16 protein-coding genes and 5 pseudogenes are annotated in these 24,312 nt (G+C 59.3%); 11 read left to right on the forward strand and 10 right to left on the reverse strand.

The genetic code is table 11. From position 1 onward, the window contains the following. The first annotated feature begins 306 nt into the window (after window positions 1-306). Window positions 307-1,655 (forward strand): annotated as a pseudogene (locus BJ6T_RS39095) (IS701-like element ISBj6 family transposase). A gap of 49 nt (window positions 1,656-1,704) precedes the next feature. On the opposite strand, the gene BJ6T_RS44780 reads toward BJ6T_RS39095, so the two are convergent. Next, window positions 1,705-2,465, reverse strand: a protein-coding gene (locus BJ6T_RS44780; RefSeq protein ID WP_224517492.1) for an IS5 family transposase whose coding sequence is annotated in 2 segments (ribosomal slippage) — window positions 1,705-2,126 and window positions 2,126-2,465 — 762 coding nt in all. Because the reading frame shifts where the segments join, the coding sequence is not laid out codon by codon here. A gap of 433 nt (window positions 2,466-2,898) precedes the next feature. Here BJ6T_RS44780 and BJ6T_RS39105 point away from each other — a divergent pair. Next, window positions 2,899-3,090: a hypothetical protein gene (locus BJ6T_RS39105; protein WP_014498042.1), complete on the forward strand. Its 192-nt coding sequence runs from the start codon at window positions 2,899-2,901 to the stop codon at window positions 3,088-3,090. A gap of 336 nt (window positions 3,091-3,426) precedes the next feature. Here BJ6T_RS39105 and BJ6T_RS39110 read toward each other — a convergent pair whose 3' ends face one another. Next, complete coding sequence (locus tag BJ6T_RS39110) at window positions 3,427-4,203, reverse strand: EAL domain-containing protein (RefSeq protein ID WP_014498043.1); 777 nt, start codon at window positions 4,201-4,203, stop codon at window positions 3,427-3,429. A 322-nt stretch (window positions 4,204-4,525) separates the two neighbouring features. Here BJ6T_RS39110 and BJ6T_RS39115 point away from each other — a divergent pair, with 322 nt between their 5' ends. From BJ6T_RS39115 to istB, 3 genes and pseudogenes are all read left to right on the forward strand, one after another. Further along, the gene (locus BJ6T_RS39115; protein ID WP_231166594.1) at window positions 4,526-5,314 is read left to right on the forward strand and encodes a hypothetical protein; all 789 of its coding nucleotides are present in this window, start codon (window positions 4,526-4,528) and stop codon (window positions 5,312-5,314) included. Between the two features lie 128 nt (window positions 5,315-5,442). Next, a pseudogene (gene istA, locus BJ6T_RS39120) lies at window positions 5,443-6,819 on the forward strand (IS21-like element ISFK1 family transposase); the annotation flags it as partial. A gap of 8 nt (window positions 6,820-6,827) precedes the next feature. Further along, on the forward strand, window positions 6,828-7,538 hold the full coding sequence (gene istB, locus BJ6T_RS39125; protein ID WP_014497929.1) for an IS21-like element ISFK1 family helper ATPase IstB: 711 nt from the start codon (window positions 6,828-6,830) through the stop codon (window positions 7,536-7,538). A gap of 93 nt (window positions 7,539-7,631) precedes the next feature. On the opposite strand, the pseudogene tnpC reads toward istB, so the two are convergent. Both tnpC and BJ6T_RS47805 read right to left on the reverse strand, forming a co-directional pair. Beyond that, window positions 7,632-8,194 (reverse strand): annotated as a pseudogene (gene tnpC, locus BJ6T_RS44785) (IS66 family transposase); the annotation flags it as partial. Window positions 8,195-8,279: 85 nt separating this feature from the next. Next, entirely contained in the window at window positions 8,280-8,768 is a 489-nt protein-coding gene (locus BJ6T_RS47805) for a hypothetical protein (RefSeq protein WP_014498044.1), read from the reverse strand. Window positions 8,769-9,273: 505 nt separating this feature from the next. Here BJ6T_RS47805 and BJ6T_RS44795 point away from each other — a divergent pair. Continuing rightward, window positions 9,274-9,471 (forward strand): annotated as a pseudogene (locus tag BJ6T_RS44795) (transposase); the annotation flags it as partial. 954 nt (window positions 9,472-10,425) lie between these two features. Here the strand turns inward: BJ6T_RS44795 and BJ6T_RS39140 are convergent. From BJ6T_RS39140 to BJ6T_RS48935, 3 genes and pseudogenes are all read right to left on the reverse strand, one after another. Then, the gene (locus tag BJ6T_RS39140) at window positions 10,426-10,638 is read right to left on the reverse strand and encodes a hypothetical protein (RefSeq protein WP_014498047.1); all 213 of its coding nucleotides are present in this window, start codon (window positions 10,636-10,638) and stop codon (window positions 10,426-10,428) included. Between the two features lie 591 nt (window positions 10,639-11,229). Next, window positions 11,230-11,535: pseudogene (locus BJ6T_RS39145) on the reverse strand (HigA family addiction module antitoxin). 51 nt (window positions 11,536-11,586) lie between these two features. Then, on the reverse strand, window positions 11,587-11,886 hold the full coding sequence (locus BJ6T_RS48935) for a type II toxin-antitoxin system RelE/ParE family toxin (RefSeq protein WP_014498049.1): 300 nt from the start codon (window positions 11,884-11,886) through the stop codon (window positions 11,587-11,589). A gap of 453 nt (window positions 11,887-12,339) precedes the next feature. Between BJ6T_RS48935 and BJ6T_RS44805 the strand changes: the two genes are divergently transcribed. After that, window positions 12,340-12,657 (forward strand): hypothetical protein, encoded by a 318-nt coding sequence (locus BJ6T_RS44805; RefSeq protein ID WP_011084451.1) that lies wholly within the window; start codon window positions 12,340-12,342, stop codon window positions 12,655-12,657. 17 nt (window positions 12,658-12,674) lie between these two features. On the opposite strand, the gene BJ6T_RS39155 is transcribed toward BJ6T_RS44805, so the two are convergent. Next, window positions 12,675-13,121, reverse strand: coding sequence for a tyrosine-type recombinase/integrase (locus BJ6T_RS39155; RefSeq protein ID WP_018647864.1), 447 nt, complete (start codon window positions 13,119-13,121; stop codon window positions 12,675-12,677). 340 nt (window positions 13,122-13,461) lie between these two features. Here BJ6T_RS39155 and BJ6T_RS39160 point away from each other — a divergent pair, with 340 nt between their 5' ends. Together BJ6T_RS39160 and BJ6T_RS39165 are read left to right on the forward strand one after the other, a co-directional pair. Next, complete coding sequence (locus BJ6T_RS39160) at window positions 13,462-13,818, forward strand: hypothetical protein (protein ID WP_014498051.1); 357 nt, start codon at window positions 13,462-13,464, stop codon at window positions 13,816-13,818. Window positions 13,819-14,657: 839 nt separating this feature from the next. After that, window positions 14,658-14,891: a cold-shock protein gene (locus BJ6T_RS39165; protein ID WP_018647867.1), complete on the forward strand. Its 234-nt coding sequence runs from the start codon at window positions 14,658-14,660 to the stop codon at window positions 14,889-14,891. 320 nt (window positions 14,892-15,211) lie between these two features. Here BJ6T_RS39165 and glmS read toward each other — a convergent pair whose 3' ends face one another. After that, complete coding sequence (gene glmS, locus BJ6T_RS39170) at window positions 15,212-17,038, reverse strand: glutamine--fructose-6-phosphate transaminase (isomerizing) (protein WP_011084447.1); 1,827 nt, start codon at window positions 17,036-17,038, stop codon at window positions 15,212-15,214. Window positions 17,039-18,371: 1,333 nt separating this feature from the next. Here glmS and gmd point away from each other — a divergent pair. Both gmd and fcl read left to right on the forward strand, forming a co-directional pair. After that, window positions 18,372-19,457, forward strand: a complete 1,086-nt coding sequence (gene gmd / locus BJ6T_RS39175; protein WP_014498053.1) for a GDP-mannose 4,6-dehydratase — start codon at window positions 18,372-18,374, stop codon at window positions 19,455-19,457. Next, window positions 19,429-20,436 (forward strand): GDP-L-fucose synthase, encoded by a 1,008-nt coding sequence (fcl, locus tag BJ6T_RS39180; RefSeq protein ID WP_011084445.1) that lies wholly within the window; start codon window positions 19,429-19,431, stop codon window positions 20,434-20,436. The genes gmd and fcl overlap by 29 nt, the downstream gene beginning before the upstream one ends. Before the next feature lie 274 nt (window positions 20,437-20,710). On the opposite strand, the gene BJ6T_RS39185 is transcribed toward fcl, so the two are convergent. Next, window positions 20,711-23,827: an efflux RND transporter permease subunit gene (locus BJ6T_RS39185; RefSeq protein ID WP_014498054.1), complete on the reverse strand. Its 3,117-nt coding sequence runs from the start codon at window positions 23,825-23,827 to the stop codon at window positions 20,711-20,713. Between the last annotated feature and the right edge of the window lie 485 nt (window positions 23,828-24,312).

Consider the following 24,312-nt stretch of genomic DNA (forward strand, 5'->3'; position numbering starts at 1 on the left):
CGCCAGCGGCGATCCGAAGATTCCGGACGCGATCTGTGGGGATACCGGCGATCACACCAACAGCCTCTACAGCATCAGCGCGCGGCCCTAACCAGGCTACCGCCCCACGCCATGAGTCTCCAAAGACTTCAGATTGGATGACTCAGCGCTGATCGACAAACGCCACAGCCAACCTGTTGGCCGATCGATCCAAGTGCGCGCCTGACCGCGCACGTAGGTCAGAATTTCGCTGCTAGCCTCACTAGCACTACTTTGGCAGATTGTTGATTTTGCCGCGTTTTATAGGATTCCCGAATCAATTTTTCAATGATTCATGGGTGGTCGGCTCTTGGAGGGCTGACCATGCCGGGATGGGAAGACGAACTCGAACGCTGGCTGATGCCGTTCTTGGACCGGCTGGGTCATAAGACCCGGCAGCGGATGTGTCCTCTGTATGTTGCGGGATTGATCGGTCCTGGCGATCGCAAGAGCGTTCAGCCGATGGCGGAACGCCTTGTCACGAGCAACTACGACCAGTTGCACCATTTCATTGCCGACGGTGTCTGGGACGCGACGCCGCTGGAGACAGAGCTGCTCAACCAGGCGGACCGACTCGTCGGCGGCAGGGATGCGGTGCTGGTTATTGATGACACCTCACTGCCGAAGAAGGGTGAGCGATCGGTCGGTGTTGCGGCGCAATACGCATCGGCTCTCGGTAAAACTGCAAATTGCCAAACGCTGGTGTCTTTAACGCTTGCGCGCGGCGAAGTGCCAGTGATGGTCGCGTTACGTCTCTTTCTGCCTGACAGCTGGACAAGCGACATGCCCCGTTTGAAGCGCGCTCGCGTGCCAATCGAACACCGAACGCCACGGTCCAAGCCGGAGATCGCTTTGGCCGAGATTGACCGCGCGATGGCAGCCAACATGCGCTTTGGATGTGTGCTGGCGGATGCAGGATACGGCCTCAGCGCACCGTTTCGACAAGGGCTAACAGAGCGCGGGCTGGCCTGGGCGGTCGGTATCCCTCGGCACCAGAAAGTGTATCCCGTCGATGTGAAGCTCATTTGGCCGATCACCAAAGTCCGTGGCAAACCACGAAAGCACCACGTGCCCGATATCTTATCGATTGCGGCAGAACAAATGCTGGCCAGCGCCAAATGGAAAACCGTGAGTTGGCGTAGCGGGACGAAAGGTCGGCTCAAAGCCCGATTTGCTGCCCTCCGTGTCCGCACCGCCGACGGCCCTCCGCAGCGGATATGGGATAAAGGTCAGCAGCATCTCCCAGGCGACGAAGTCTGGCTCATTGGCGAGCAACGTGCCTCCGGGGAGAGCAAATACTATCTCGCCAATCTTCCGGCGACGACGGATCTGCGCACGCTGGCCGCCACCATCAAGGCACGGTGGATTTGTGAGCAGGCGCATCAACAGTTGAAGGAGGAGCTTGGACTTGATCACTTCGAAGGGCGATCATGGCAAGGTCTTCATCGCCACGCCCTTATGACAATGATTGCCTACGCCTTCCTGCAACATCGTCGCCTCGCATACGCGGGGCGGAAAAAAAGAATCAACGGGCCTCCGCCTCAACCAACCATGCCCGCCGTACGCCATGCCATCGTCGATCTCATCCTTCGGCCGCCGCCTCAGCAATGCCCATATTGCCGAAAGCAAATCCTTGAAAAACAGCGGCCAAAACACATTCTGCCAAAGTAGTGCTAGGGTCCAGACTCAATTGAGCCAATATGCGACGAGAGCGGCGAGATGAACAGCGGCCAAAAAATTACGGGCGAGCTTGTCATATCGCGTGGCGATGCGCCGGAAGTCCTTGAGCCTGCCAAAGCAGCGTTCGATGACATTTCGTCCTTTGTAGGCGCGTTTGTTGAAGCGATGGATGACGACACGGTTAGATTTATTGGGGATTACGGGCTTGGCGCCACGACGAATGATTTCGCCGCGAAGCTTGTCGCCATCATACCCTTTGTCGGCGAGGAGCACGCTCATGGGTGGCGCGAGCGCCAGGACATCGGGAGCCGCAGCGATATCGGCATCCTGGCCTGGAGTCAGATGCAGGACGACCGGCCGGCAGAGCGGATCGCTCAGCGCATGGATTTTTGTCGTGCGGCCTCCGCGCGAGCGGCCGATTGCTTGATTGTGCTCCCCCCTTTTCCGCCGGAGGCACACCGGTGAGCTTTAATCGAGGTCGAGTCGAGCGACAGTACGACGCCGTCTTCGCCAGGCTTGGCCAGCGCTTCGAAGATTGCGCACCATCGTCCTCGCTTGGCCCAGCGATTGAAGCGATTGTAGATCGTCGTGTAAGGGCCGTATTCACGTGGACAATCACGCCATCGTGCACCCGATTGCAGCATGTGAATGATGCCGCTGACGATGCGTCGGTCGTCGTCCCGATCCGGCCCCGTCAGTCCCCTCGGCAGATGCGGTTCGATACGCGCCCATTGCCTGTCGTTCAGCCAAAACAAACCAGCGCGCATTCTCTCGCCCCCGAATCAACACGTAGGCAAGAGAATCACGTGGCGCTATTTAGGTACAGACCCTAGGTGAGGTTGCAGCTGCCGGCAGGTGATGGGCTGCTGCAAAGGATCGACCTAATCACCCCGACCGAGACTCGTCAGCTTCTCGAAAGGTAGCGCGCCTAGCGTGAGGCTGCTGAACTCTAGGCGAGCACGTCTATTGAGACGTAACAAGACGAGCATAGGAGAAAGCGATGGCCGCCGAAAACAAGAACGCCGGCAAAACGGACAACGTACAGCCCAAGACCGTTGGTCTCGGCAAGAGCGCCGAACTGAGCCTGAGAAGTCTGGGGGGCGAGCACCGTCTTTCTTTCTATTCCTGCCCCTCGTATCGTCGGCCCGCCCGACGTAGCAGGCCACAACTAACGACTATCATAAAGAAAGGTGAATAGACATGGCGGTTAATAGTGTTGGCGGTAACGGCGCCGCTCCTGCTACCCAGCAGACCCAGGATGCCGGTTTCCAGAACCAGATGGCTGAGTTCGAGCGTGTTAGCCAAAAAGTTCAGGCCCAGGCCGTGGCAATGCGCAGAATTACGACCGAGCTCTCTTCTGAGAAGAAGGTCGCCGACGAGCGCGTCCAATAAGTCTGCCAAGACGGCGGCTCAGCGCGTCGCTACCGGATCCGCGCAGTGAATGACGAACTCCGGAAGAGCCGTGCGGCAACTGCCGTACGGCTTATCTCGTTATTCAGGACATTATCCTGAACGAATCGATCTCTCGAGTTTGAAGTGCATAGCAAAGCCGAGGGGAAGACGACCGCCGTCAGCATGTGAGTTGGCGCGGGGCCCGGCGCCGATCGGCACGTTAAGCCGTTGACATCATTAATCTGGGCAGGGTCATTCCATCCGCCGATTCACACAAAGCGCCTGATCGCCCGCGGCGAAGCGCTGCGCGCGATCGATGGCGACACTCGCGCCTGACTAGGCGCCATGCGTCAGGACGATCGGCTCTTTCTCCGAGAAGTGCGTGCGCGAGCGGGCGAACTTCTTGACGCCCATCGGCTTGCCGAACAGGTAACCCTGGACCTGATCGAAATCCATCTCATGTGCGGCAAGAAAGTCCGCGCGCGTCTCGCCCCCCTGCGCAATAACCTGCGCGCCGGAGTCGTGTGCGAGCTCGACGATACGCCGGCACACCGTCTGCTTGAGGCGCTGATCCGCGCAACCGGTGACGTATTGATGGTCGACCTTCAGCTGGACGAACGGAAAGTTCGGCAATCCCAGCAAGGATGGCCACTTCGCGCCGACATTGTCGATCGAGATGCCGATATTGTGCAGGCGAACGCGCCGGGCGACATCGATCGCCAGGTCGAGATTGTCGATCACCTCGGCGCTGTCGATCTCGATCAGCAGGCCGGCGAACGCCGCATGATCCGGAATCCGGTAGCAAAGCTCGCGCACCGCAGCATCGTCGGCCAGAAACGAGATCGGCAGGTTGATCGAGAGATCGACCGGTCCGATCTGCCCGAGCAGATAGCGCCAGTCCTCGATCGCGCGCGCGATCACGAACTCGGACAGCGCATGAAAATGCGGATCGCTTTCGTCGGGGATGAAGTAGGCAGGCGGCACGACGCCCCATGCGGGATGGCGCATCCGGATCAGCGCCTCGGCGCCGCTCGGAACCAATGTCCGGAGATGAAGTTTCTGCTGATACCACAGCTCGAGCGAGCTGGCTTTCAGCGCTTCGGGCACATCCACTGCCGGGCTCGGTGCGGGCTCGAGCGGCATCAATGACGCAAGAATCGTCGACAATTTGTGGAAGGGCTCGCAACCGGAGACGGTTGAGATGTATTTGGCGAGCGACTTTGAACACGGCGCCTTGCCGTCTCCTCAATCCCAGCGATGCCGCCCTTCACCTTCTCGAAGGCGGCCGTGAAACAATCACCCCACTGGTGACGAGCGCCTTCATCGCGGTCGATACTGCGGTGAGCGCGGTCCCCAGGAAGCCGCGGCTGCATCGACGGACAAGGCATCGAAGACTCAGAAGGATTTCAACTTTTCGGTGATGGGCGGAAAAAACGTGGTCGATCAGTTCATTGCATCGCAAAGCAAGTCGCCGGAGGGAATGAAGGCCGAGGTGGCAACCTATGGACTGCTTCCCGGCGCAATGGAGGCGATGAAGCTGCAATTGCAAACGGAGTCGATCGCGCGGGCGAACAACACCGCGATCACCGCCGCGCAGCAGGTGCAGCTCGACCTGCTGAAGCAGAAGACTTCGGAATACGCCATGACGCTGGCCGGGCTCCAGACGATCCAAGCGAACTTGACTCCCTCTGAGAGTTACCTACAGGAGCCTAAGATCCAAGCGCAATTCAACGCCAATACGATCAGTGCGCAGCAATTCCTGGATGCGCAACAAAGGCTAGCGGAGAACGCCCAATCGACGTGGAACACCGCCGGCGCCTCCATGGCGGGCGAATTTGCACAACTCTCGCAGGAATTCGGCAAGCACAGCATGGCTATGGCGACGGCGGCTAAAGCGTTCGGCATTGTCGAGGCAAGGATCAACACTTACACCGCCTTCACGAAGGCGTTGGCATCGGCCGTGCCGCCATTCAATGATGCGTTGGCTGCGGGCGTGCTCGCTGCCGGTATGGCCAAGGTCGCCGCGATCAGCTCTATGTCGATACCTAGCTTTAGCACCGGCGGCTTCGTCTCCGGCGCTGGGACAAGCGTCTCGGACAGCATTCCCGCAATGCTTTCCAATGGCGAATTCGTTGTGAATGCCGAAGCTACGCAACGCAACAGGCGGGAAATCGCCCAGCAAAGCGGTTCTCGTCAGTTTCATGCGCGTTTCGCGGGATCGTGAGCGCGGATTTCAGGGGATCGTGAGCAACGATTTCGCAGGATCGTGAGCAAGGCTTTCGGAGCCTTGCAGCGCTTCGGCCGACAACTCAACCGGCTTAGGGATGACCTCGTGGTTAACGAGGAAGTCCAATGCCTACCCAGAGATTGTCGATGCGCCGGATCAAGGAAGTCCTTCGGTTAAAACATTTTCAAGGCCTGCCAGAGCGGGCCATCGCGCGGAGCGTGGGCGTCAGCAACGGCGTTGTGCACAGCTACCTGAGCCGCGCCCGCTCTGCTGGGTTGAGCTGGCCGCTTCCGGAGGGAATGACCGATGAAGACCTGGAGCTTTTGCTTTTCCCGGCCCCACGACCAGCGTCTCAGAGCCCGCAGCGGCCGGTGCCCGACTGGAGCTACATCGATAAAGAGCTCCGCCGGCGCAACGTAACCCGTCGCCTGCTCTGGGAGGAGTATCGCGCCGTTAATCCCGACGGTTTCGGGTACACGTGGTTCTGCACTACCTACGAGGCCTGGAAGGGGCGGGTCCGACCTTCGATGCGGCAGATTCATCTGGGCGGCGAGAAGGTGTTCGTGGATTTCGCCGGCGACACCATCGACATCGTCGATCCCCTGACCGGGGAAGTGCAGCCGATGAAGCTGTTCGTCGCGGCGATGGGCGCTTCGAACTACACCTACGCCGAGGCCTGCCCCAGCGAGAGCTTGGCCGACTGGATCCGGGCCCACGTCAACTTGTTCACGTTTTTGAGCGGAACGCCGACGTTCGTGGTCTGCGACAACCTCAAAGCCGCCGTCAGCAACCCCGACCGCTACGATCCCGGCCTCAATCGCACTTATGCCGAGATGGCGAGCCATTACGGCACGGCCATTCTCGCCGCACGGCCGCGGCGCCCAAAAGACAAGGCGAAGGTCGAGGTCGCGGTGCAAATCGCCCAGCGCTGGATTCTGGCCCGGCTGCGCAATCAGCGCTTCTTTTCCCGGGCCGAGCTCAACGCCGCCATCAAGACACTCGTCGACGAACTCAATGCTCGTCAAATGCGTGGCTTCGGCTCAAGCCGCGCCGAACTGTTTGCCGAACTCGACAAACCCAAGCTAACCCCGCTGCCAGATCAGCCTTATGCCTTCGCACGCTGGAAGCGCTGCCGCCTCGCTCCCGATTATCATGTCGAGGTCGACGGCCATTGGTACTCCGCGCCGTATCGTCTGATTGGCGAGCTGGTCGATGCCCGTATCGACGATCGGACGGTCGAGATCTTCCACAAGGGCCAGCGGATCGCCAGCCATGCCCGCGCGCCCAACCGACGCGGACACACCACCATCGCCGACCACATGCCCAGCGCCCATCGCCGCTACGGCAAATGGACCCCCGCCGCGGTGATCGCCGCCGGCGAGCGGATCGGTCCTTCGACAGCAGCGTTTTTCCAGGCCGTGATCGACGCCCGGCCCCATCCAGAACAAGGCTTTCGAACCTGCCTTGGCATTCTGGCGCTCGTCAAAAGCTACGGCGCCGACTGACCGGAATGGCCAAGGCCTTCGAGGAGCAGCGCCGATCGCCCGATCTCGAAGCCCTGCCGTTCGAAGATCGCATCGGCCTGTTGGTCGACCGCGAAGCCGCCGAACGCGACACCAGGCGGCTCACCACGCGCCTCAAGATCGCCGCACTGCGCCAGACTGCTTGCGTCGAGGACGTCGATCTGCGCACCCCGCGGGGCATCGACCGCGCCGTTTTCGCCAAACTCGTCGAAGGTCGCTGGATCGATCGCCACGAGAATTTGCTCGTCACCGGGGCAACCGGCCTGGGCAAAAGTTGGTTAGCCTGCGCGCTCGGCCACAAGGCCTGCCGCGACAACCGATCAGTCCTCTATCATCGCGTTCCAAGGCTGTTCGAGGCGCTCGCGCTCGCGCGCGGAGACGGACGCTACGCCCGGCTCCTCAAAAGCCTCGGCCGCGCTCAGCTTCTGATTTTGGATGATTGGGGACTATCGGTGCTCACCGCCGCGGAACGCCGCGATCTGCTCGAAATCCTCGAGGACCGACATGGCCGCGCATCCACCATCGTCACAAGTCAGCTCCCCGTGGACACCTGGCATGGAGCCATTGGGGACCCCACGGTCGCCGACGCCATTCTCGATCGCCTCGTCCACAACGCCCACCGCCTCCAGCTCACCGGAGAAAGCATGCGAAAACGCAGCGCCAAAACCATCACCCTTGACGGCCAACCAGAACACTGACTCTATCTCCCATCGGCCGTAGCGGGCTGCTCACGATCGTCTGAATTCAGTGCTCACGATCGCGCGAAATCGATGCTCACGATCCGTGAAATCCGCAGTCTGCAGCAGTGTTGCGATGGTCGCCCAGGTTCGTCCGCCGCCGTCGCTGCCCGCGAACAGGCTATTCTTTCTTGTAATTGTCTGCGGTCTGATGGCGCGCTCGACGATGTTGGAGTCGAGCTCGATGCGGCCGTCGAGCAGGAAGCGTTCGAAGATGGCACGGCGCGAGACAGCATAGCGGATCGCCTCGGCCAGTTTGATTTGCCGGAGATCCGCCGCAAGGTCTGCTGCCAGAGATCGAAGAGATCTGCGACGACAGCCGCGGAGGCTTGCTGGCGCGCGGCAACGCGGGCGTCGGGGCTTTGACCGCGCACGGTCTTCTCGACCTGCCAGAGCTTCGCCATCCGCTCGAGCGTCGCCGTTGCCACTTCCGAGCTCCCTGCAACATGCAGCTCATAGAACTTGCGCCGGCTGTGTGACCAGCAGCCGGCCAACGTGATGCCATCATCGCCGCGATCGGATCGCGCGAGCTTGTTATAGGCGGCGTAGCCATCCACTTGGAGGATGCCGCGATAGCCATTGAGATGCCGGACGGCGCATTCGCCGGCGCGGCTAGGTGAACTCGCCTTGCTGGTCCTAGGCGCTACAGCGAAATCTGGCCATCTTAGCGCTCCTGCTGCGGCGAGGGCGGCGGCACCTCGGTCAAAGTGTCGGCGTCGCGGTCGTAAGCGCGTAGTAAACGCTGGCCTGGCCTCGCCGGCGGCGCAGCCGGCGGACGTTGTCGAAGCCCTGCCCCAAGTGGGGCGGCACTGGATCGCCGGCCGCGTGCTCTGCGCAGCGGGTTTCGAGCCACCCTTTGTTGGCATGCAGCCGGCCTTCCGCGCCGCAAATCTCGCAGGTGCAGGCGGAGCGGGCGACGGCCAGGTCAACTGGATGGCCGATCGCGGACTCGGTGGACTTCGAGGCTTCGGTGTCCCAGTCGACGAGCAGGATGCCCATCTTCTGCTTGATGCGGACGAATTCGAAGGTCTCGCCGTCGCGGAGCGCGACTTCGATCCTGCGACAGAGCCGGACCAGGATATCCTGCCACCCTCGCTCGCAGTGCGGGTAGCCGAACGAGCGACTAGGCTCCTCGGCCGTCGTGAGGAACAGACGCGGGTGCCACAGCATGAGGTCGCGGCGCCAATCCATGTCATTACTTCCCCATCTCATTACTCCCGACCTCCAGGCTGGAGGGGCGATATCGACAAGAACATCGTTCGCGCGATCGTACCGCCTGCAGGTGACCTTATGACCGACGACGCGCTGCAGAATGCAGATGTTCTCCAGCCCCGGACACCTCTCGACGGCCGTGCCCTGGGCATGAGTCTCGCAGCGGATGCCATCCCCCTCCGAGCTCGATCTCGATGGTGAGGTCCGCAGCAGGTGAGCGCGCGCGGAGAATCGCGATGCACATGGCGCAGATGGGCGCGGGCCGCGCCGATACGCCGGTGGAGGGGGCGCCGCTCGATCGAGTTCGACCCGCGTGACCTCGGGATACTCGAGCCCATCACGGAGGCGGCCGCCAGCTACTAACTCGAGCTCTCGGCTCTGGAATAACATCGGCCTGCCCGCACTTCGTGCTCCCGGTGCCGCTGTCCCGATGGTCGCACCATACTCCACGATGTAGAACACCGCAGCGGGAACGTTGGCACCGAGACATCTCACCAATTTGCTCGATCGCCTCAACGAGGAGATCAGGCGGCGAACCTATGTCGTGCGAATCCTCCCCAATGCCGAGAGCTGTTTAAGGCTGGTACGGGCGCTGACCGTCGAGCGCCATGAGGCCTGGCTCGAGGACCATCGCCATCTAAACATGGATCTGCCGAAGGAGCACAAGGAGGCGCTACGCCGGCGGCCTGACGATGCTCAGGCCCACCAAGGGGGTGCACGCCCCCCTCTCCGCCGCCGTCGCTCGCCAGGGCTACGCTTTTGCGCAAGCGAGCGACGGCGGCTCCGAGGGGATGGCTCGGCCGGATCCCATAATCGATTTTGCTGAACTTGACGCACAGAACTGCCGATCCGGGCCGTCGTCGTGGTGCGGCTGCCGCTGATCGTAAGCGAGCCGAACGCCTTTCGTCTGCGGCCTGAACGTCTTTATTGTCTCCACGGCAAGCGGCCCCGTGGGCCGCTTTTCGTTTTGTGAATGGGCGCGCAGTCTCGTCAGCTTTCAGTAAGCTAGTCCCAATAATTGGTTGTTGGGTTTAGCGGGGGTGGCACGGACATTGCTGGGGTTTCCAGAGCAGTGGGGTGGAGTGTCACCTTCCGCTAAACTCACCAGCAGTGCGGATGCGGCAGGTGCTTCAACTCAGCCCCCCTGGTCGGTCGGCACCGTGTCGCGCCCACTGCTTCTAAATCACGGGCCATTCCCGGTTCTGTAAGTTACGCTCGTTCTGCGAGCGATGACCTCCCGGTCAGCTTCTTCCGCTGCTTTGAGGCTGGCCGTGTGGGGGTTAGCGGCGCGTGGCAGGGACAGCGCTTCCCCTGTGTATGCGTGGGGGTTACTTGAGCGCCGAGTCACGTGACCGCTAACTATCGGCAGTGCGGGCGGGGCAGGGACAGCGTCCGCTCCGGCGCAACCGAACGGCGCCGAGTCTCACCCGCACTGCCTGCGATCTGAGGCTGATCCCCGAGCCCCGCGAGGCTGCAACCCCGGTTCTGGTAGTTGTGCCACGGCTTTTTGCGATGAATGTATCCCACCGTCAGCTTCTTCCGCTGTTTGAGGCTGGCGCGTGGTAGGGAGAGCGCTTTTTCTCCAAGCGGGCGCCGAGCCACGTGGCCGCTAACGTTCCCGCTGTTTAGGTCGCGGCTACCACCTTGTGCGGCCTGTCGACCCGGGACCGGTATGATCCTTTAGGCCATCGATCACCTTGAGCGCCACTTCGAGTTCATCTCGAAGATGCTTCGTAATCCGCAGTCCGCTCGCAAGCTCCTCGCGGCTGATTTCCGCGCCGTGGGCGACTTTTTGTTCTAGGTCGCGTATAGCGTGGTCGATCTTGTGCAGCGAGAACGTGCCAAGCATCATTTGGCTCCGTCCACGATTAAGGGTCGGTCATCCGGCCGCGCGGGTAGGACCCACAACGTAAAAATGCGTCCACTACATGGTTGAGTAAAGCGGGTGGCGTTGGGGGAAAATCTTTTCCCATCTCGCGTCTGAGCGCCTCGAATTCGGCTAAGGTCGAAAGAGGGCACTCCGCCACCGCGTCCATTTTTGAGCAGATAACTTCAACCCGGAATCGCCGAGCGGCCAGCTGCTCTTCAGTTCGCTGTGGCCCGTAGGTGTCTTCTGCCGGGGTATGGCTTGGCCTACGGGCGTAGTCCGTGGTGCTTGGATTGCCGCCCCCACATCGGTCCTAGGCACGGCGGTTACTCCTATGAGCGGAGCCAGCTCGAACAGTTGCGGGCCGAGCGCTTCAATATGACATGCACGCGGGGCGCGGCACCCCACCGGTACTGGTAGGTGCTCTCCAGTTCTTCTCCACCATACAATGGTAGCACCTTGGGGAATTTGAACCTCTCGGGCGTAAAGGTGGCCAGCCCCTGTCTTCGAGGACGGGCTGGCTACCATCGCTTGCGACACCGTTTGGGCGACCCCGCACCCGGACTCGTCGCCCTAAGCCGGTTCCAGCATCTTGATCTCGCTGACATCAACTTCGCGTCGGCGTGCCACGCATCGGGGGCTGCCTGCAAACGAAGCTAGATGGCCGGGCCGTTGCCGACCGGCTTTCCAATCCGGGCGGCCACGTTCGGACTGACCGGCTTCTTCTCCGCGAGGATGTCGTGCAGATGCTGCCTGGAATCCCAGCGCTTCTGCAATCTCGGTCTTAGACTTCCTGATGTACTGTAGAATTTCATCAAGGACGGCGCCCGGATGAGACGGGCAGCGGTTAGGATCGCGCTTAGCCTTCTGCTCTGCCATTGATGCTCTCCAGCATGTCGGAGCCCTCATGGCTTATTCGGTATTCTGCGTTCAGTGGTACTGTTCAAAGTCAACCTTGAATGCATCGCCTCCTTCAAACTCGAATGTGATGCACCACGGGCCATTGATGTGAATCGTGTAGCGCACGGACTTTCCGGCCAGCTTGTGGAAATCGTTGCCTGTCAGCTTCAGTTCGGAACTGTTGACGGCTTCGTTGAGCGTATCGAGACGAACTCCTATAGCGCGACAATCAGGATGAGAGCGCGATGCGCTTGTGCATTCTCTTGTCGACGCAGCCGGTTCGCCGCTAGTGGCGCGGCCATACTGCCTAAGATCACAACTGATCGCCAAGCGCTGGCTACGACCAATCCTGGTAGTTGTGATAGGGGCGTTCGCCGAATATGCATCCCGGTTAGCTTCTTCCGCTGCTTGGGCTGACCATGGTGAAGTTAGCGGTGAGTGGTAGGGACAGCGCTTCCTCGGTCCACGTCAAAGCGCCGAGTCACGTGCAGCTATCTACTGTGGGTCCGAATGGGCGGTGACAATCAACACTCGAAATCTTCGGCAGATCACAGCCCTGCGGTCGCAAGCGCTTGAGTTGCTTGCAGCCAATCAGGCCCGGGCCGCCGATCAGTCTTTGAGCCCGGCAGATCGCCAAGTCGCGACGTTTGATGCCGAGGAGGCTCAGGCAGTGTTGGGCATACTCGATAGCGTGAAACTCAACCTGGGCCGAAGGAGGCAGGCAAGATCGCTGCACGCATACGCGCTCTTCTAGAGGGCGTCTCGTGGGCGCTGGCGTGTTTGGTGCCTGATCATGATTCGGTTCCCCGTCAAACCAAAACTCAGATACTACAGTGGCGTGAACCGAAAGTTGCAGCGCAAAAAAAGCGGGTTTATAACGCGGTTGCGCATCGCGCCGCCAATCACCTTAATACCCAGATCGCGAACAATGAGAGCGACACCCAGCAATATATGTTCGCTAACATCGCTTACGATATCGGCGCTTCGACGGATGACGTGCGATCTGCCCTTTCAAACGGCGGGTACAACGGCGTAACATTCATGGGCATTAGCGCAGAGGAGCGGACAGCACTGGCTCGATACAGACGAGAGGGGAGCTGAAGTGTCGCAGAAGTTTGCTAACCGGTGATTGTGATTAAATGCTTTTCAATCCGCTGGAATCGCTTCTCGCTTCTCTTCGAACATATGCCATCGCGCATAGACGCATGAACGATGGTCGCGGCTGTACGCCTGAGGTCATGGGGCGTAAAGGCTACCAGCTCATTGTCTTCCAACAAGCGCCGCACAGCCTGGCTCATACAGTGGCTCGCAAGCACCCCAACGCTTTCGAAGCGACTGGCAACGACGGGTCTGTTGCCTTGGTCCTCTCCCTTCTCTGGCTTGCCGATCTCCAAGGCCGCCTCGATCAACTTGACGGCAGTCGGGAAGAGCGGGACTGTGTGCTCCGCCTTCTTGTTCTTCGTCCGTACAGCGGGAATGATCCAGTGGGGCTTTTCCCCGTGTAGGCCGTGAAGCTCGGAACGCATCATGCTCGCGACTTCGCCCCGGCGCTGGGCTGTCAGCAATACGGACTTTCAGCGCCAAGCGCGTTCCATCCGTGATGCCCGCTTCCTCATCGTTGAGGATCGCAAAGAAGGCTTCAGTTCGTCGAGTGTTAGAACGCGGTCCTTCTCGACTTCCTTGCCACCAACTTTCTTCATGCCGTGCAGGAAATTCTCAGTCAAATCTCGCGGTCGTTCGCATACCCCGCAAATGGTGCGGATATCCGCTTAAGCAATCCCGATGAGCAAGTGCTACCAAATGAGATAGGTTCGACATGTTGCCGGTTGTGGTACTTTCCGAAGCTCTTGGTCGGATCTAGACCACGCAGCGAGCTGCGATCCTGTTTAGACGGAGAGACGTTGAATGACCGCGAGAGGTCCCGAATACGAGAAACGCGAACGGAAGACCCATCCAGAGCCCGAACGGGCCGCCCAGGCTTCAGCCTCTGAAGCGGGAGGCACCACGCACGATGTTGGAGAATCAGCGAGGGCTGCATCAAGCCATTCATTTGCGTCTCCGGAATGGAAAAAATCCCTCGAAGAGACAACAGACCTGTTCGCTGCGGCGTTGAAGGACGGGTCAAAGCTGGCTGCTTCCTCTCTGCACGCTCAGGTCAATCTTCTGAAGAATCTTGCCAATTCCAAAACTCCCTCGGACGTGATGAAGTGCCATCTGGATTTCGCGGAGCAGTTCTGGTCGAAATCGTTCAGCAAAGGCTGAGAGATAAGATCATTTAGAGCGGGCCGTCATCTGCGGCTAGCTGAGCAATTCGCCAAGCGTGAAATAGGGTCGATGGCGCTCTATTACCTCCGAGGTGAACGCACCTTTGGCAAGCCTGACAATCACCCCAGTCCAGCTTCGCTACTTGCTCGACTACCCATGCGAATGCTCCTCCTCGTGAGGCTCAGTGATTCTGAGATGGAGATGGTCGAGCTCGTGATTGCGTAGTTTTCGAGCCTCAATCGCGCACAGCGTGTTGGAGAACGGGTGCGCGTCCGAAGGGAGACGATCGATTAAAAGGCCCGCTTGCCTGCTGTTCAATACGCCAGCGAAATTTCTGTGTGCTTAGCAGGTCGGATGAATGCCGCCATCGCGTACAGGCCGGGCGTGCAAGAGAATGCGCTGGGCCGTGATGGGCAGCACGTTGTCGGGGCAATTTGGCGGCGCGAGCGTGAGCCTGCAGTCCGAAGTTCGGCGGGACCAACTGGGACGGACAGTGCCCCCGTCGGCCATCAGTTTTCAGACCAAAGCGAACACCTTGACCCTGTAGCCCGCCACGAAGCGCCTGCAGAATCTCCGATTCTCGATTCGGCACGACCCTTGCTCGGTCCTGGGCAGCATCACCGAGTCTCCAGATGCGGTAATGTTAGGGGCGGGCTCGTCGCTTCTAGCGCCTGGTCCGCCCCGCCGGTTTGCTGTGAGGCGAGGTGAGTCAGGATGTTCAAGTGGTGGCGCTCATCTTCGCTCGCGCTCGTCGCCGCCGAGTTAGGAACGGAAAGTGCACCCGCAGCTCCGGAGTAGTAGGCGGCGATATCGAGCCGCAAGACCGTGGAACAAACATGCGCACCGGAACAGTAGTGTCGTACAGCGTTGAAAAGGGCTGGGGGTTCATTCGGCCTGACTATGGCGACGGCAAGGATTTGTTCGTGCACATATCGGACCTTCGCGGCTGCGCAGGGGCTGATCTGGTGTCCGGCACGCGCGTGACTTTCGGTATTCGTTTCAATAAACAGCGCTCGAAGTACAGAGCCGTCGAAGTCAGGCTGCGCGCTCCGGGGCACGGCGACCAGTGAATCCGATTGATGGCGACCACCATTTCCGATCGATGACGACCACCTGTTCCGGTCGATGGCGACCAGGGCAACAGGGCTGTGGACGGGCGTGATGAACGCCGTCCCAGTCGTGCAACATCCCGGATCGCCCCTAGGCTAGTCGATTCTGCTATACGAGGCTGATGGCAGCATCAGCTAAGTTCACCAAAACCGCACGACAGCTACGAGCGACCCGGATTGGGAACTTGTCGGATTCCGTCCCCGCAGAACCTAGGCCACCAAACCCGCGCCGAATGGCTCGAGGCCGAGACCTCAATGCTTTGATACTAACTTCTCCAGCCTCATTCCACCGTGACCGATTTTGCAAGATTACGCGGCTGATCCACGTCCGCCCCCCTTGCGACCGCGGTATGGTAAGCCAAGAGCTGGACCGGAATGGCATAGACCAGCGGCGTAAAGCTTGCGACCATTGCCGGCAGCACGATGGTCAGGAGCGTGTCTACCATCGCTTCAGACGCACCCTTCGCATCGGTGATCAGGATGATCTTGCCGCCCCGAGCGGCCACCTCTTGCATGTTAGAGACGGTCTTCTCGAAGACCTCGTCGTAAGGCGCGATCACCACCACAGGCACAGCCTCATCGATCAGTGCGATCGGGCCGTGCTTGAGCTCGCCGGCGGCGTAGCCCTCTGAGTGGATATAGGAAATTTCCTTCAACTTGAGCGCGCCCTCCAAGGCCAAGGGGGCCGATGTGCCACGACCGAGATAGAGTACTGTCCTCGCGCCGGCGATATAACGCGCGAGCTTCTCAATCTGGGGCTCGACCAACAGGGCCGCAGCAATCAATCGCGGCACCTCAATGAGCTCGCGCACGAGCTGCGATTCATCGATTTCAGACAGCTTACCCCGCTCCTTAGCTGCTCTGACGGCAAGCACCCCCAATACCATCAGCTGGCAGATAAATGCCTTGGTGGAAGCGACGCCGATTTCTGGCCCTGCCAGGGTAGGCAAAACGGATTCGCTCTCGCGCGCAATCGTCGACGTCGGTACATTAACCACAGATATCGTATGCAAGCCCTTGCCCTTGGCGTATCGCAAGGCAGCTAATGTGTCAGCGGTTTCGCCCGATTGCGAGATGACTATTGCGAGATCGCCTCGGCGCAAAGGCGCCTCCCTGTAGCGGAATTCAGAGGCTACATCGACGTCGCAAGGCAAACGCGCGAGCCTCTCGAACCAGTATTTGGCGATGTGCCCAGCGTAGCTAGCCGTGCCGCACGCAGTAATTGAAATGCGCTGAATGCAATTAAAGTCGAAGGGCAACGCGAGCGGCAGGGCGACGCGTTTGGCCGCAACATCGAGATAATGCGCCAATGTCTTGCCGGCCACTGTCGGCTGCTCGTGAATTTCTTTGGCCATGAAGTGGCGGTAATTCGCTTTGTCCACAAGGAGCGCTGATACGCCAGATTTTGATGTTTCCCGCTGGACGATAGAGCCGTCTGCACCATAAATCACGCACGTTGCGCGCGTAAGCACGGCCCAGTCGCCGTCTTCAAGGTAGGTGACGGTGTCGGTCAAAGGTGCGAGCGCAATTGCGTCCGAGCCTAGATACACTTCGCCGCGACCATGTCCGATCGCGAGCGGCGAGCCCTTGCAAGCACCGATCAAAAGATCGTCGTTCGCTTTGAAAAGGAATGCCAACGCGAAGGCACCACGCAGTCGCGGCAGTGACGCCTGTACCGCATCCTGCGGCGAGTAGCCATTCTTGAGATAGGAATCGACGAGATGCGCCACTACCTCGGTGTCCGTCTCCGAGTTAAAGCCGGCTCCATTCCGCTCCAACTCGGCTCGCAGCTCGCGGAAATTCTCAATGATCCCGTTATGAACGACCGCGACATTCTCCGTCGCATGCGGATGAGCATTGCTTTCGGTCGGCTTTCCATGAGTCGCCCAGCGGGTGTGACCGATGCCAGCATGCCCCGACGGCGGACAATAGCGCAGCTGCTCCTCAAGGTTCCTCAGCTTACCTTCGGCGCGGCGGCGCTCGATCCGGACTCCTTCGAGAGTTGCGAGGCCCGCGGAATCGTAGCCACGATATTCCAATCGCCTGAGCGACGCGACCAACTTATCAACGACCGGACCACGGCCCAAAATGCCAACAATTCCACACATATCAATCCATGCAGCCCAGCTTCAAGAAGTCTGACGTTCCTCCAACAGGAGCACCGTCGCAAACTTCGTTTGCCCAAAGGTAACAGGTTTAGGTTCGGGATTTTCAGCGGGCGCCTTTATCACCGCCGCATTCTCTGGCCTCATTTAGATCTCCCGGCCATCATCGCTTCGCCCAGCTAGATTCCGCTTTTGGCTGGCCGATCGAAGAAACACTGCGATGCCATCGCCATTGGCGTGACTGCCTGAAGCAGAATCAGATGCGCTAGTGCGCCTGCACGGCGCATCCAAGTCCGCCCAAACAGGCTCGCTCGACGGCCTCACTAACTGTCGCCGGCGCAACAAGCCGCTGCCAAGATGTATCAACTAGTCTCGCTCCATAGATTGAGGGCATTCGAACAGAACGGAAAGCCAATTATCCTACGGTGAAGCAGGTTATCTTGCTTGGCTCACTCTCACCGAGGAGCCATTTCAGGACGCAGTTTGTGTTCTCAGAAGAAGCGAGAAGCGATGCCAGCTTGCCGGGCACGGTCAATATGGCAACAACTGAGTCCTCGCGTCTCACTAATCATTCTCCCGGGCGAGTGACGCTTCGTCTGGGCTTCGCTCCATTTCAGACAGAAAGATGAGATCTGCCCACGTTCCGCATAGTCCCTGCTCATCTCTTTGCGCAGCTGCTCCCGACTTGCTGGAAACACACTTGCGATGAGGGTTTAAGAGACTTTTCATGATTGGACAGAGGCAACTTATTGCCCGGTCAAGTTAGAGGACTGGCATCAAAGCTCCATTGTACGAACGTAAGATTTCGATATCGAAACGTTACAAAGTCTATACCAACGTTTGCCTTTCTTTCTCATTCTGTTTTGCATCAGGCCGTCCATTGCCTACCCGCAATTAGCAAAGCGGCGCTGATTATGAGCCGCGAAGGCTACGTCTTCTAGTCGGAAGTCTCACCACGTCACTCTTCCGCGCCATGAGGGACCAAACGGAAAACATACCTGCGCGCGTGGAAAGATAAGGACCCCAGAAATATCGCGAGGAGGCAAAGCGCCCCCGAGCGCGTCTAACAGGGCCTACCATCCATCCCGCCTGCTTGGGATCGTCGCCGTTGCGAGGGTTCGCTCGACTTTCATCTTTGAAGCTCATGCGCCGGCATCATTCAGTCCACCTAAATCAATGTATATGGTGTGTTTTCCTGAGTCCGGTGTATGACTTGGCTTGCCGAGCGTATCCTTTAATTGCGATGGAGCGCGCATCCGCATATCGATCTTTTCGAGAAGCGGCTTCGCAATGATTTCTCAGAGTGCAGCTCTTTCCGGTGCAACTAAGGAAGACCATGACGGTTCGCAACTCAAAGGGGCGTGTCGCTCTCATCACCGGCGTGACCGGTCAGGACGGCGCCTATCTCGCCGAATATTTGCTGTCGCTCGGCTATGTCGTGCACGGCATCAAGCGGCGCTCGTCCTCGTTCAACACCGCGCGCGTCGATCACCTCTATCAGGACCCGCATGTCGGCAACGTTCCGTTCCTGATGCACTATGGCGACATGACGGATTCGACCAATCTGATCCGCCTGGTGCAGCAGATCCGGCCGACCGAGATCTACAATCTCGCAGCTCAAAGCCACGTCGCCGTCAGCTTCGAGAGCCCGGAATACACCGCCAATGCCGACGCCATCGGCGTGCTGCGCCTGTTGGAAGCGATCCGCATCCTCGGCATGGAGAAGGAGACGCGGTTCTACCAGGCCTCGACCTCCGAGCTCTACGGCCTGGTGCAGGAGATCCCGCAGAAGGAGACGACGCCGTTCTATCCGCGCTCGCCCTACGGCGTTGCCAAGCTCTACGGCTACTGGATCACGGTGAACTACCGCGAAGCCTACGGCATGTTCGCGTCGAACGGCATCCTGTTCAACCATGAGAGCCCGATCCGCGGCGAGACCTTCGTGACCCGCAAGATCACCCGCGGCGTCGCGCGTATCGAGGTCGGGCTGGAACAGACGCTCTATCTCGGCAATCTCGAAGCCAAGCGCGACTGGGGCCATGCCAGGGACTATGTCGAGGGCATGCACAAGATCCTGCAGGCCGACAAACCCGACGACTTCGTGCTCGCCACCGGCGAGATGCGCTCGGTGCGCGAGATGGTCGAGCTGTCCTTTGCCCATGTCGGCCGTCGCATCGCCTGGCGCGGCAAGGGCGTCGAGGAGACCGGCGTCGACGAGACGAGCGGCAAGATTGTGGTGAAGATCGATCCGACCTATTTCCGTCCGACCGAGGTCGATCTTCTCGTCGGCGACGCCAGCAAGGCGCGCGAGGTGCTCGGCTGGACGCCGAAGCGCAGCTTTGCCCAGCTCGTCGAGGAGATGATGACGAGCGATCTGGCGGAGACAAAACGGGATGCGGCCAGTGGCAAACGCACCGTTTGAGCTGAGGGGCAAGAGCGTCTACGTCGCCGGCCATCGCGGCATGGTCGGAGCCGCGCTGGTGCGCCGGCTGGCACGGGAGGAGGTGCGGCTCGTCACGGTCGACCGGCGCGAGGTCGATCTCTGCAACCAGGCCGCCGTGTTCGACTGGTTCGCCAGGACGCGGCCGCAAGTGATCTTCCTCGCCGCGGCCAAGGTCGGCGGCATCGTCGCCAACAACACGCTGCGCGCCGAGTTCATCTACGACAACATCGCGATTGCGGCGAACGTGATCCAGGCCGCGCATCAGAACGGCGCCGAGAAGCTAATGTTTCTGGGCTCGTCCTGCATCTATCCGAAGCTGGCGCCGCAGCCGCTGCGCGAGGATTCCGTGCTCACCGGTCCGCTGGAGCCGACCAACGAGCCCTATGCGATCGCCAAGATCGCCGGCATCAAGATGGCGGAGGCCTATCGCAGCCAGTATGGCAGCGACTTCATCAGCGTGATGCCGACCAATCTGTACGGCCCCGGCGACAATTATCACCCCGAGCTGAGCCACGTCGTCGCCGCGCTGATCCGCCGCTTCCACGAGGCGAAGGTTTCGGGAGCGAAGCGCGTCATCGTGTGGGGCACCGGCACGCCCCGGCGCGAGTTCCTCTATGTCGACGACATGGCGGATGCCTGCGTGCACCTGATGAAGACCTATTCGTCGCCGGAACCGGTCAATATCGGCACCGGCGAGGACATCACCATCGCCGATTTAGCACTGATGGTCGCGGCCGCCGTCGGCTTTCGCGGTGAAATCAGCTTGGATACGTCGCGCCCGGACGGAACGCCGCGCAAGCTGCTGGATGTTAGTCGGCTGTCCAGACTCGGCTGGCGAGCCACCACCTCGCTCACGGAAGGCATTCAGCTGGCATACCGGGTGTTTTGCGCTGAGAGAGACGGACGGCTCCAGAGTGATCTGCTCGTTCTCGACAAGGCAGCCTGCATCACCGGCTAGATCATATCGAGCAATGTTCCGAAGGGGCTGAGCCTTGCGATGATCTGTCAGCCCTCCTTTTTGATCAAGAGAGCACCGATTCTCCTTTGGTCGAGCTTGGGCGTCAGGTCTCCGTGAATACCCGGCGCCGCTTAAACCTGGGGCGGCAGCAGCGGATCTCCGACTGTTAACCGCCGAAAAGATGCGCCCAGTTTGGCACCAAGCACGCGAAGTTCTCGATGTGTAAAGAACCGTGAAGTGGTCCTAAGCTCCTTCGCGCGTCACACTAGCAAACCTAGATGATTTGATGGTCATGCTTTGTTACCTCGGCATCAGCAGCGCTGGTGAAGTCGCGCTCGGCGAGGTTCGCGCGGACGACACCCCCATTACCACGGTGATCGGACGCGATCGCGACATAGACCGCCGGGAGCACGAATAGCGTGATCAGCGTGCCCGCAGACATGCCAGCGGCGAGAACGAGTCCGATCGAGAACCGGCTCGCGGCGCCAGCTCCGGTTGCCGTCAACAAGGGTATGAAGCCCGTGACCATTGCCGCCGTGGTCATCAAGATTGGGCGCAGTCGGACACGCGCCGCCATCTCTATAGCCGAGCGACGGTCAAATCTCTCCTTGAACTGCAGCTCATTGGCGAACTCAACCATTAGGATGCCGTGCTTTGAAATCAACCCGACCAGTGTCAACAGTCCAACCTGGGTGTAGATGTTCATGGTCGCCCAGCCGAGGAACGGCGGAATCAAGGCGCCGACCATTGCCATCGGCACGCTGATCATGATGATGAGCGGATCGCGCAGACTTTCGAACTGCGCCGAAAGCACTAAGAATATGATGATGAGGGCAAATGCGAAGGTAATCGCCAATTGATTACCCTCGTGCACGTACTGGCGGGCGTCGGCCAGGAAGTCGTAACTGAAGCCCGGGGGCAGTTTCTTCGCCTCGGCTTCTAGGAAATCCACGGCCTGTTCGATCGTGACGCCGGGCATCGGCACGGCCTGAAAGGTCGCGCAGTTGAGCTGGTTGTAGTGGGTGAGCGCATTCGGATCGGTCGCAGTCTCGGTGGAGACTACGGTAGACAGCGGAAGCATCGATCCCGTCGCAGTCTTCACATAATAGCTTCCGATTGATTGCGGCACTAGCCGTTCCTCTCGCGGCACCTGCGGGATCACCTCGTAGGAGCGGCCCTGCAGATTGAAGCGGTTGACGTAATTTCCCCCAAGTAAGGTGGCGAGCGCGTTACCGACGATCTGCATGGTGATGCCAAGCTCGTTAGCCTTCGATCGATCAACCTTGATTCGTACCACCGGCTGGTTGAACTCGAGGTCGGAGTCGCTCACCATGAAGAGGCCGCTCTTCTGCGCGGCATCCTTCAACGTTGACATCTGCTCGTGGATGGATTGAAAGCCTAGAGTCGAATTGATCACCATCTGGACTGGTAGGCCACCAGAACCGCCCGGCAGCGGAGGCAAGCTAAAGGCAAACGCGTTGATGCCTTCGATTTTGGATAGCTCGGCCTGAACAAGCGACTTTAGTACAATCGATGATCGCTTGCGTTCGTCCCAAGGCTTGAGCAACATGCCGGCCATGCCACTCTGCTGGCCGCCAATGCCATTGAACACGAAGCTCAAGTCAGTCTCTGGAACTTTTTTCAACGCGCTTTCAAGCTTGGTGCCATAATAGTCGAGGTAGTCGATATTGGCGTATTTCGGCGCCTTAGTTAGCGCGAATATGATACCTTGATCCTCCTCCGGCGCTAGTTCCTTGGAAATATGCATATAGAGAAAGCCGACAAGTCCCAACATGGTCAGCGCAAATAGGCCGGTAATTGGGCGATAGTCGAGCGAACGGTCGAGCTTGCGGCCGTACCATCGTGTTACGGCACTGAACCCGCGGTTCACAAGCCTTGCAAATCGTCCCCCCTTGGCGCGCCTCAGGAAGAGAGAGCACATCATGGGCGACAGCGTCAAAGCGACCACACCGGACACGATCACCGCTCCTGCCAGCGTGAACGCGAATTCGCGGAACAGGCCACCGGTGAGGCCGCCAAGGAATCCGATCGGGGCATATACCGCAGCCAAGGTAATCGTCATGGAGATAACCGGACCGACGATCTCGCGCGCGCCCCTTGTAGCAGCCTGTAGCGGAGCCGCTCCTTCTTCTAAATGGCGATGAATATTCTCCACCACCACGATTGCGTCGTCGACCACGAGGCCGATCGCGAGAACCATCGCAAGGAGCGTCAGGAGGTTGAATGAGAACCCCAGCGCCAGCATCATGCTGCAGACACCAACGAGAGACAACGGAATAGTAACCACAGGAATGATGACGGACCGCAGCGAGGCCAGGAAAAGAAAGATCACGACGACCACAACCACGACGGCCTCAATGAGCGTCTTCTTCACTTCGTCGATCGATGATTGAATAAACTTGGATGAGTCGTAGGCCACTTTCATCTTCAGCGGCGGCGGCAGGTTACGCTCCATTTCAGGAAACAGCGCCCGAACGCCTCGCACTATGTTTAGCGGATTGCCTTCCGGGCTCGCTTGCACGCCGACAAAGACCGCGTGGTCGCCGTTCATCGTGACGGTAGTGTCCGTCATCTGCGCGGCAAGTTCGACTACCGCAATGTCTTCCATGCGCACAAAGCCACCGTCATTCGCCTTGACAATCATACGCTTGAAATCGTCAACACTCCGCAAATCCGTATTTGCTGTGACATCGGAGATAGTGAAATAGCCCTTGGTCTGGCCTGCCGCAGCCTGGAAGTTGTTAGCTGCGATTGCAGCCGAAACTTCAGCCGGCGATATGCCATGCCCAGCCATTTTCGCAGGGTCTAGCCATAGCCGCATCGCAAAACTCTGGCCGCCTAGGATGTCAGCCGCTGAAACGCCGTCGACGGTTGAGATAACCGGTTGCACGACGCGCGCGAGGTAGTCGGTGATCGCACTGGCCGCTAGCTCATCGCTGGAGAAAGCGATATACATGACAGCATTCGTCTGACCGCTCGACTTCGTGACGACTGGATCGTTTGATTCCTTCGGGATCAGGTATTTGACTGAGTTGACCTTGGAGAGCACCTCCGTGAGCGCTTCGTTTGGATTGAAGTTCAGCTTGATGTAAACTAGAATAGTCGAGACACCAAGCATAGACGAGGAACTGATGTAGTCGACGCCTTCGGCGGACGCGACTGCTTGCTCCAGGGGAGTGGTGATGAACCCCTGGATCATGTCGGCCGAGGCGCCAGGATAGGCAGTCGTGATATTGATGACCGTATTGGTTAGCTTCGGATATTGCCGGATCGGCAGTAGGACCGCGGCGCGCAAGCCGATCAGCAAGATCAGGAAACTCACGACGATTGACAATACCGGACGTTTGATGAAAAGCGCGGTAAATGTCATGTCAACTCGTATTCGGGATTGGGATGTAAATCTGCCACCAACTTTAAGGCAATGGTCAGCAATGCGGCGACTGTGCTAGAGCCCCCGCTGTAGAGCTCGTGCCCTTTTTGCGTTTATCGGCGAAAGGCCCGACAAGAATAGTTGATTAGAACGCAACGACTTCTAGCCGGGCATTAGTTCAGGCTTCGCACTTCGACATCGGAATTACAAACGACCTGACCGGTACTCAACTCTACAAAGGTAAGTGAGTGATATAGCATCGGCTGCAAAGCACTATACCAAGGTTTATCGAGTTCGCCGCTGATCACCGTCGCAAGACTTGCGGAGTTGCTAAACACAAATTTTTAGCCCCGCATATTCAGTGCGCGCCCGCTATCGCTTCGCTAACTCGCCGAACAAAGCCGTCTCGGGGCTTGCCCTCTGCTGCCAGTTCGATATGCCTCTCGGAACAGTGCTTTGAGCGTTTCTGTCAGCTCAATAAGCTG

This window comes from Bradyrhizobium japonicum USDA 6 (assembly GCF_000284375.1).
GTDB classification, from domain to species: domain Bacteria; phylum Pseudomonadota; class Alphaproteobacteria; order Rhizobiales; family Xanthobacteraceae; genus Bradyrhizobium; species Bradyrhizobium japonicum.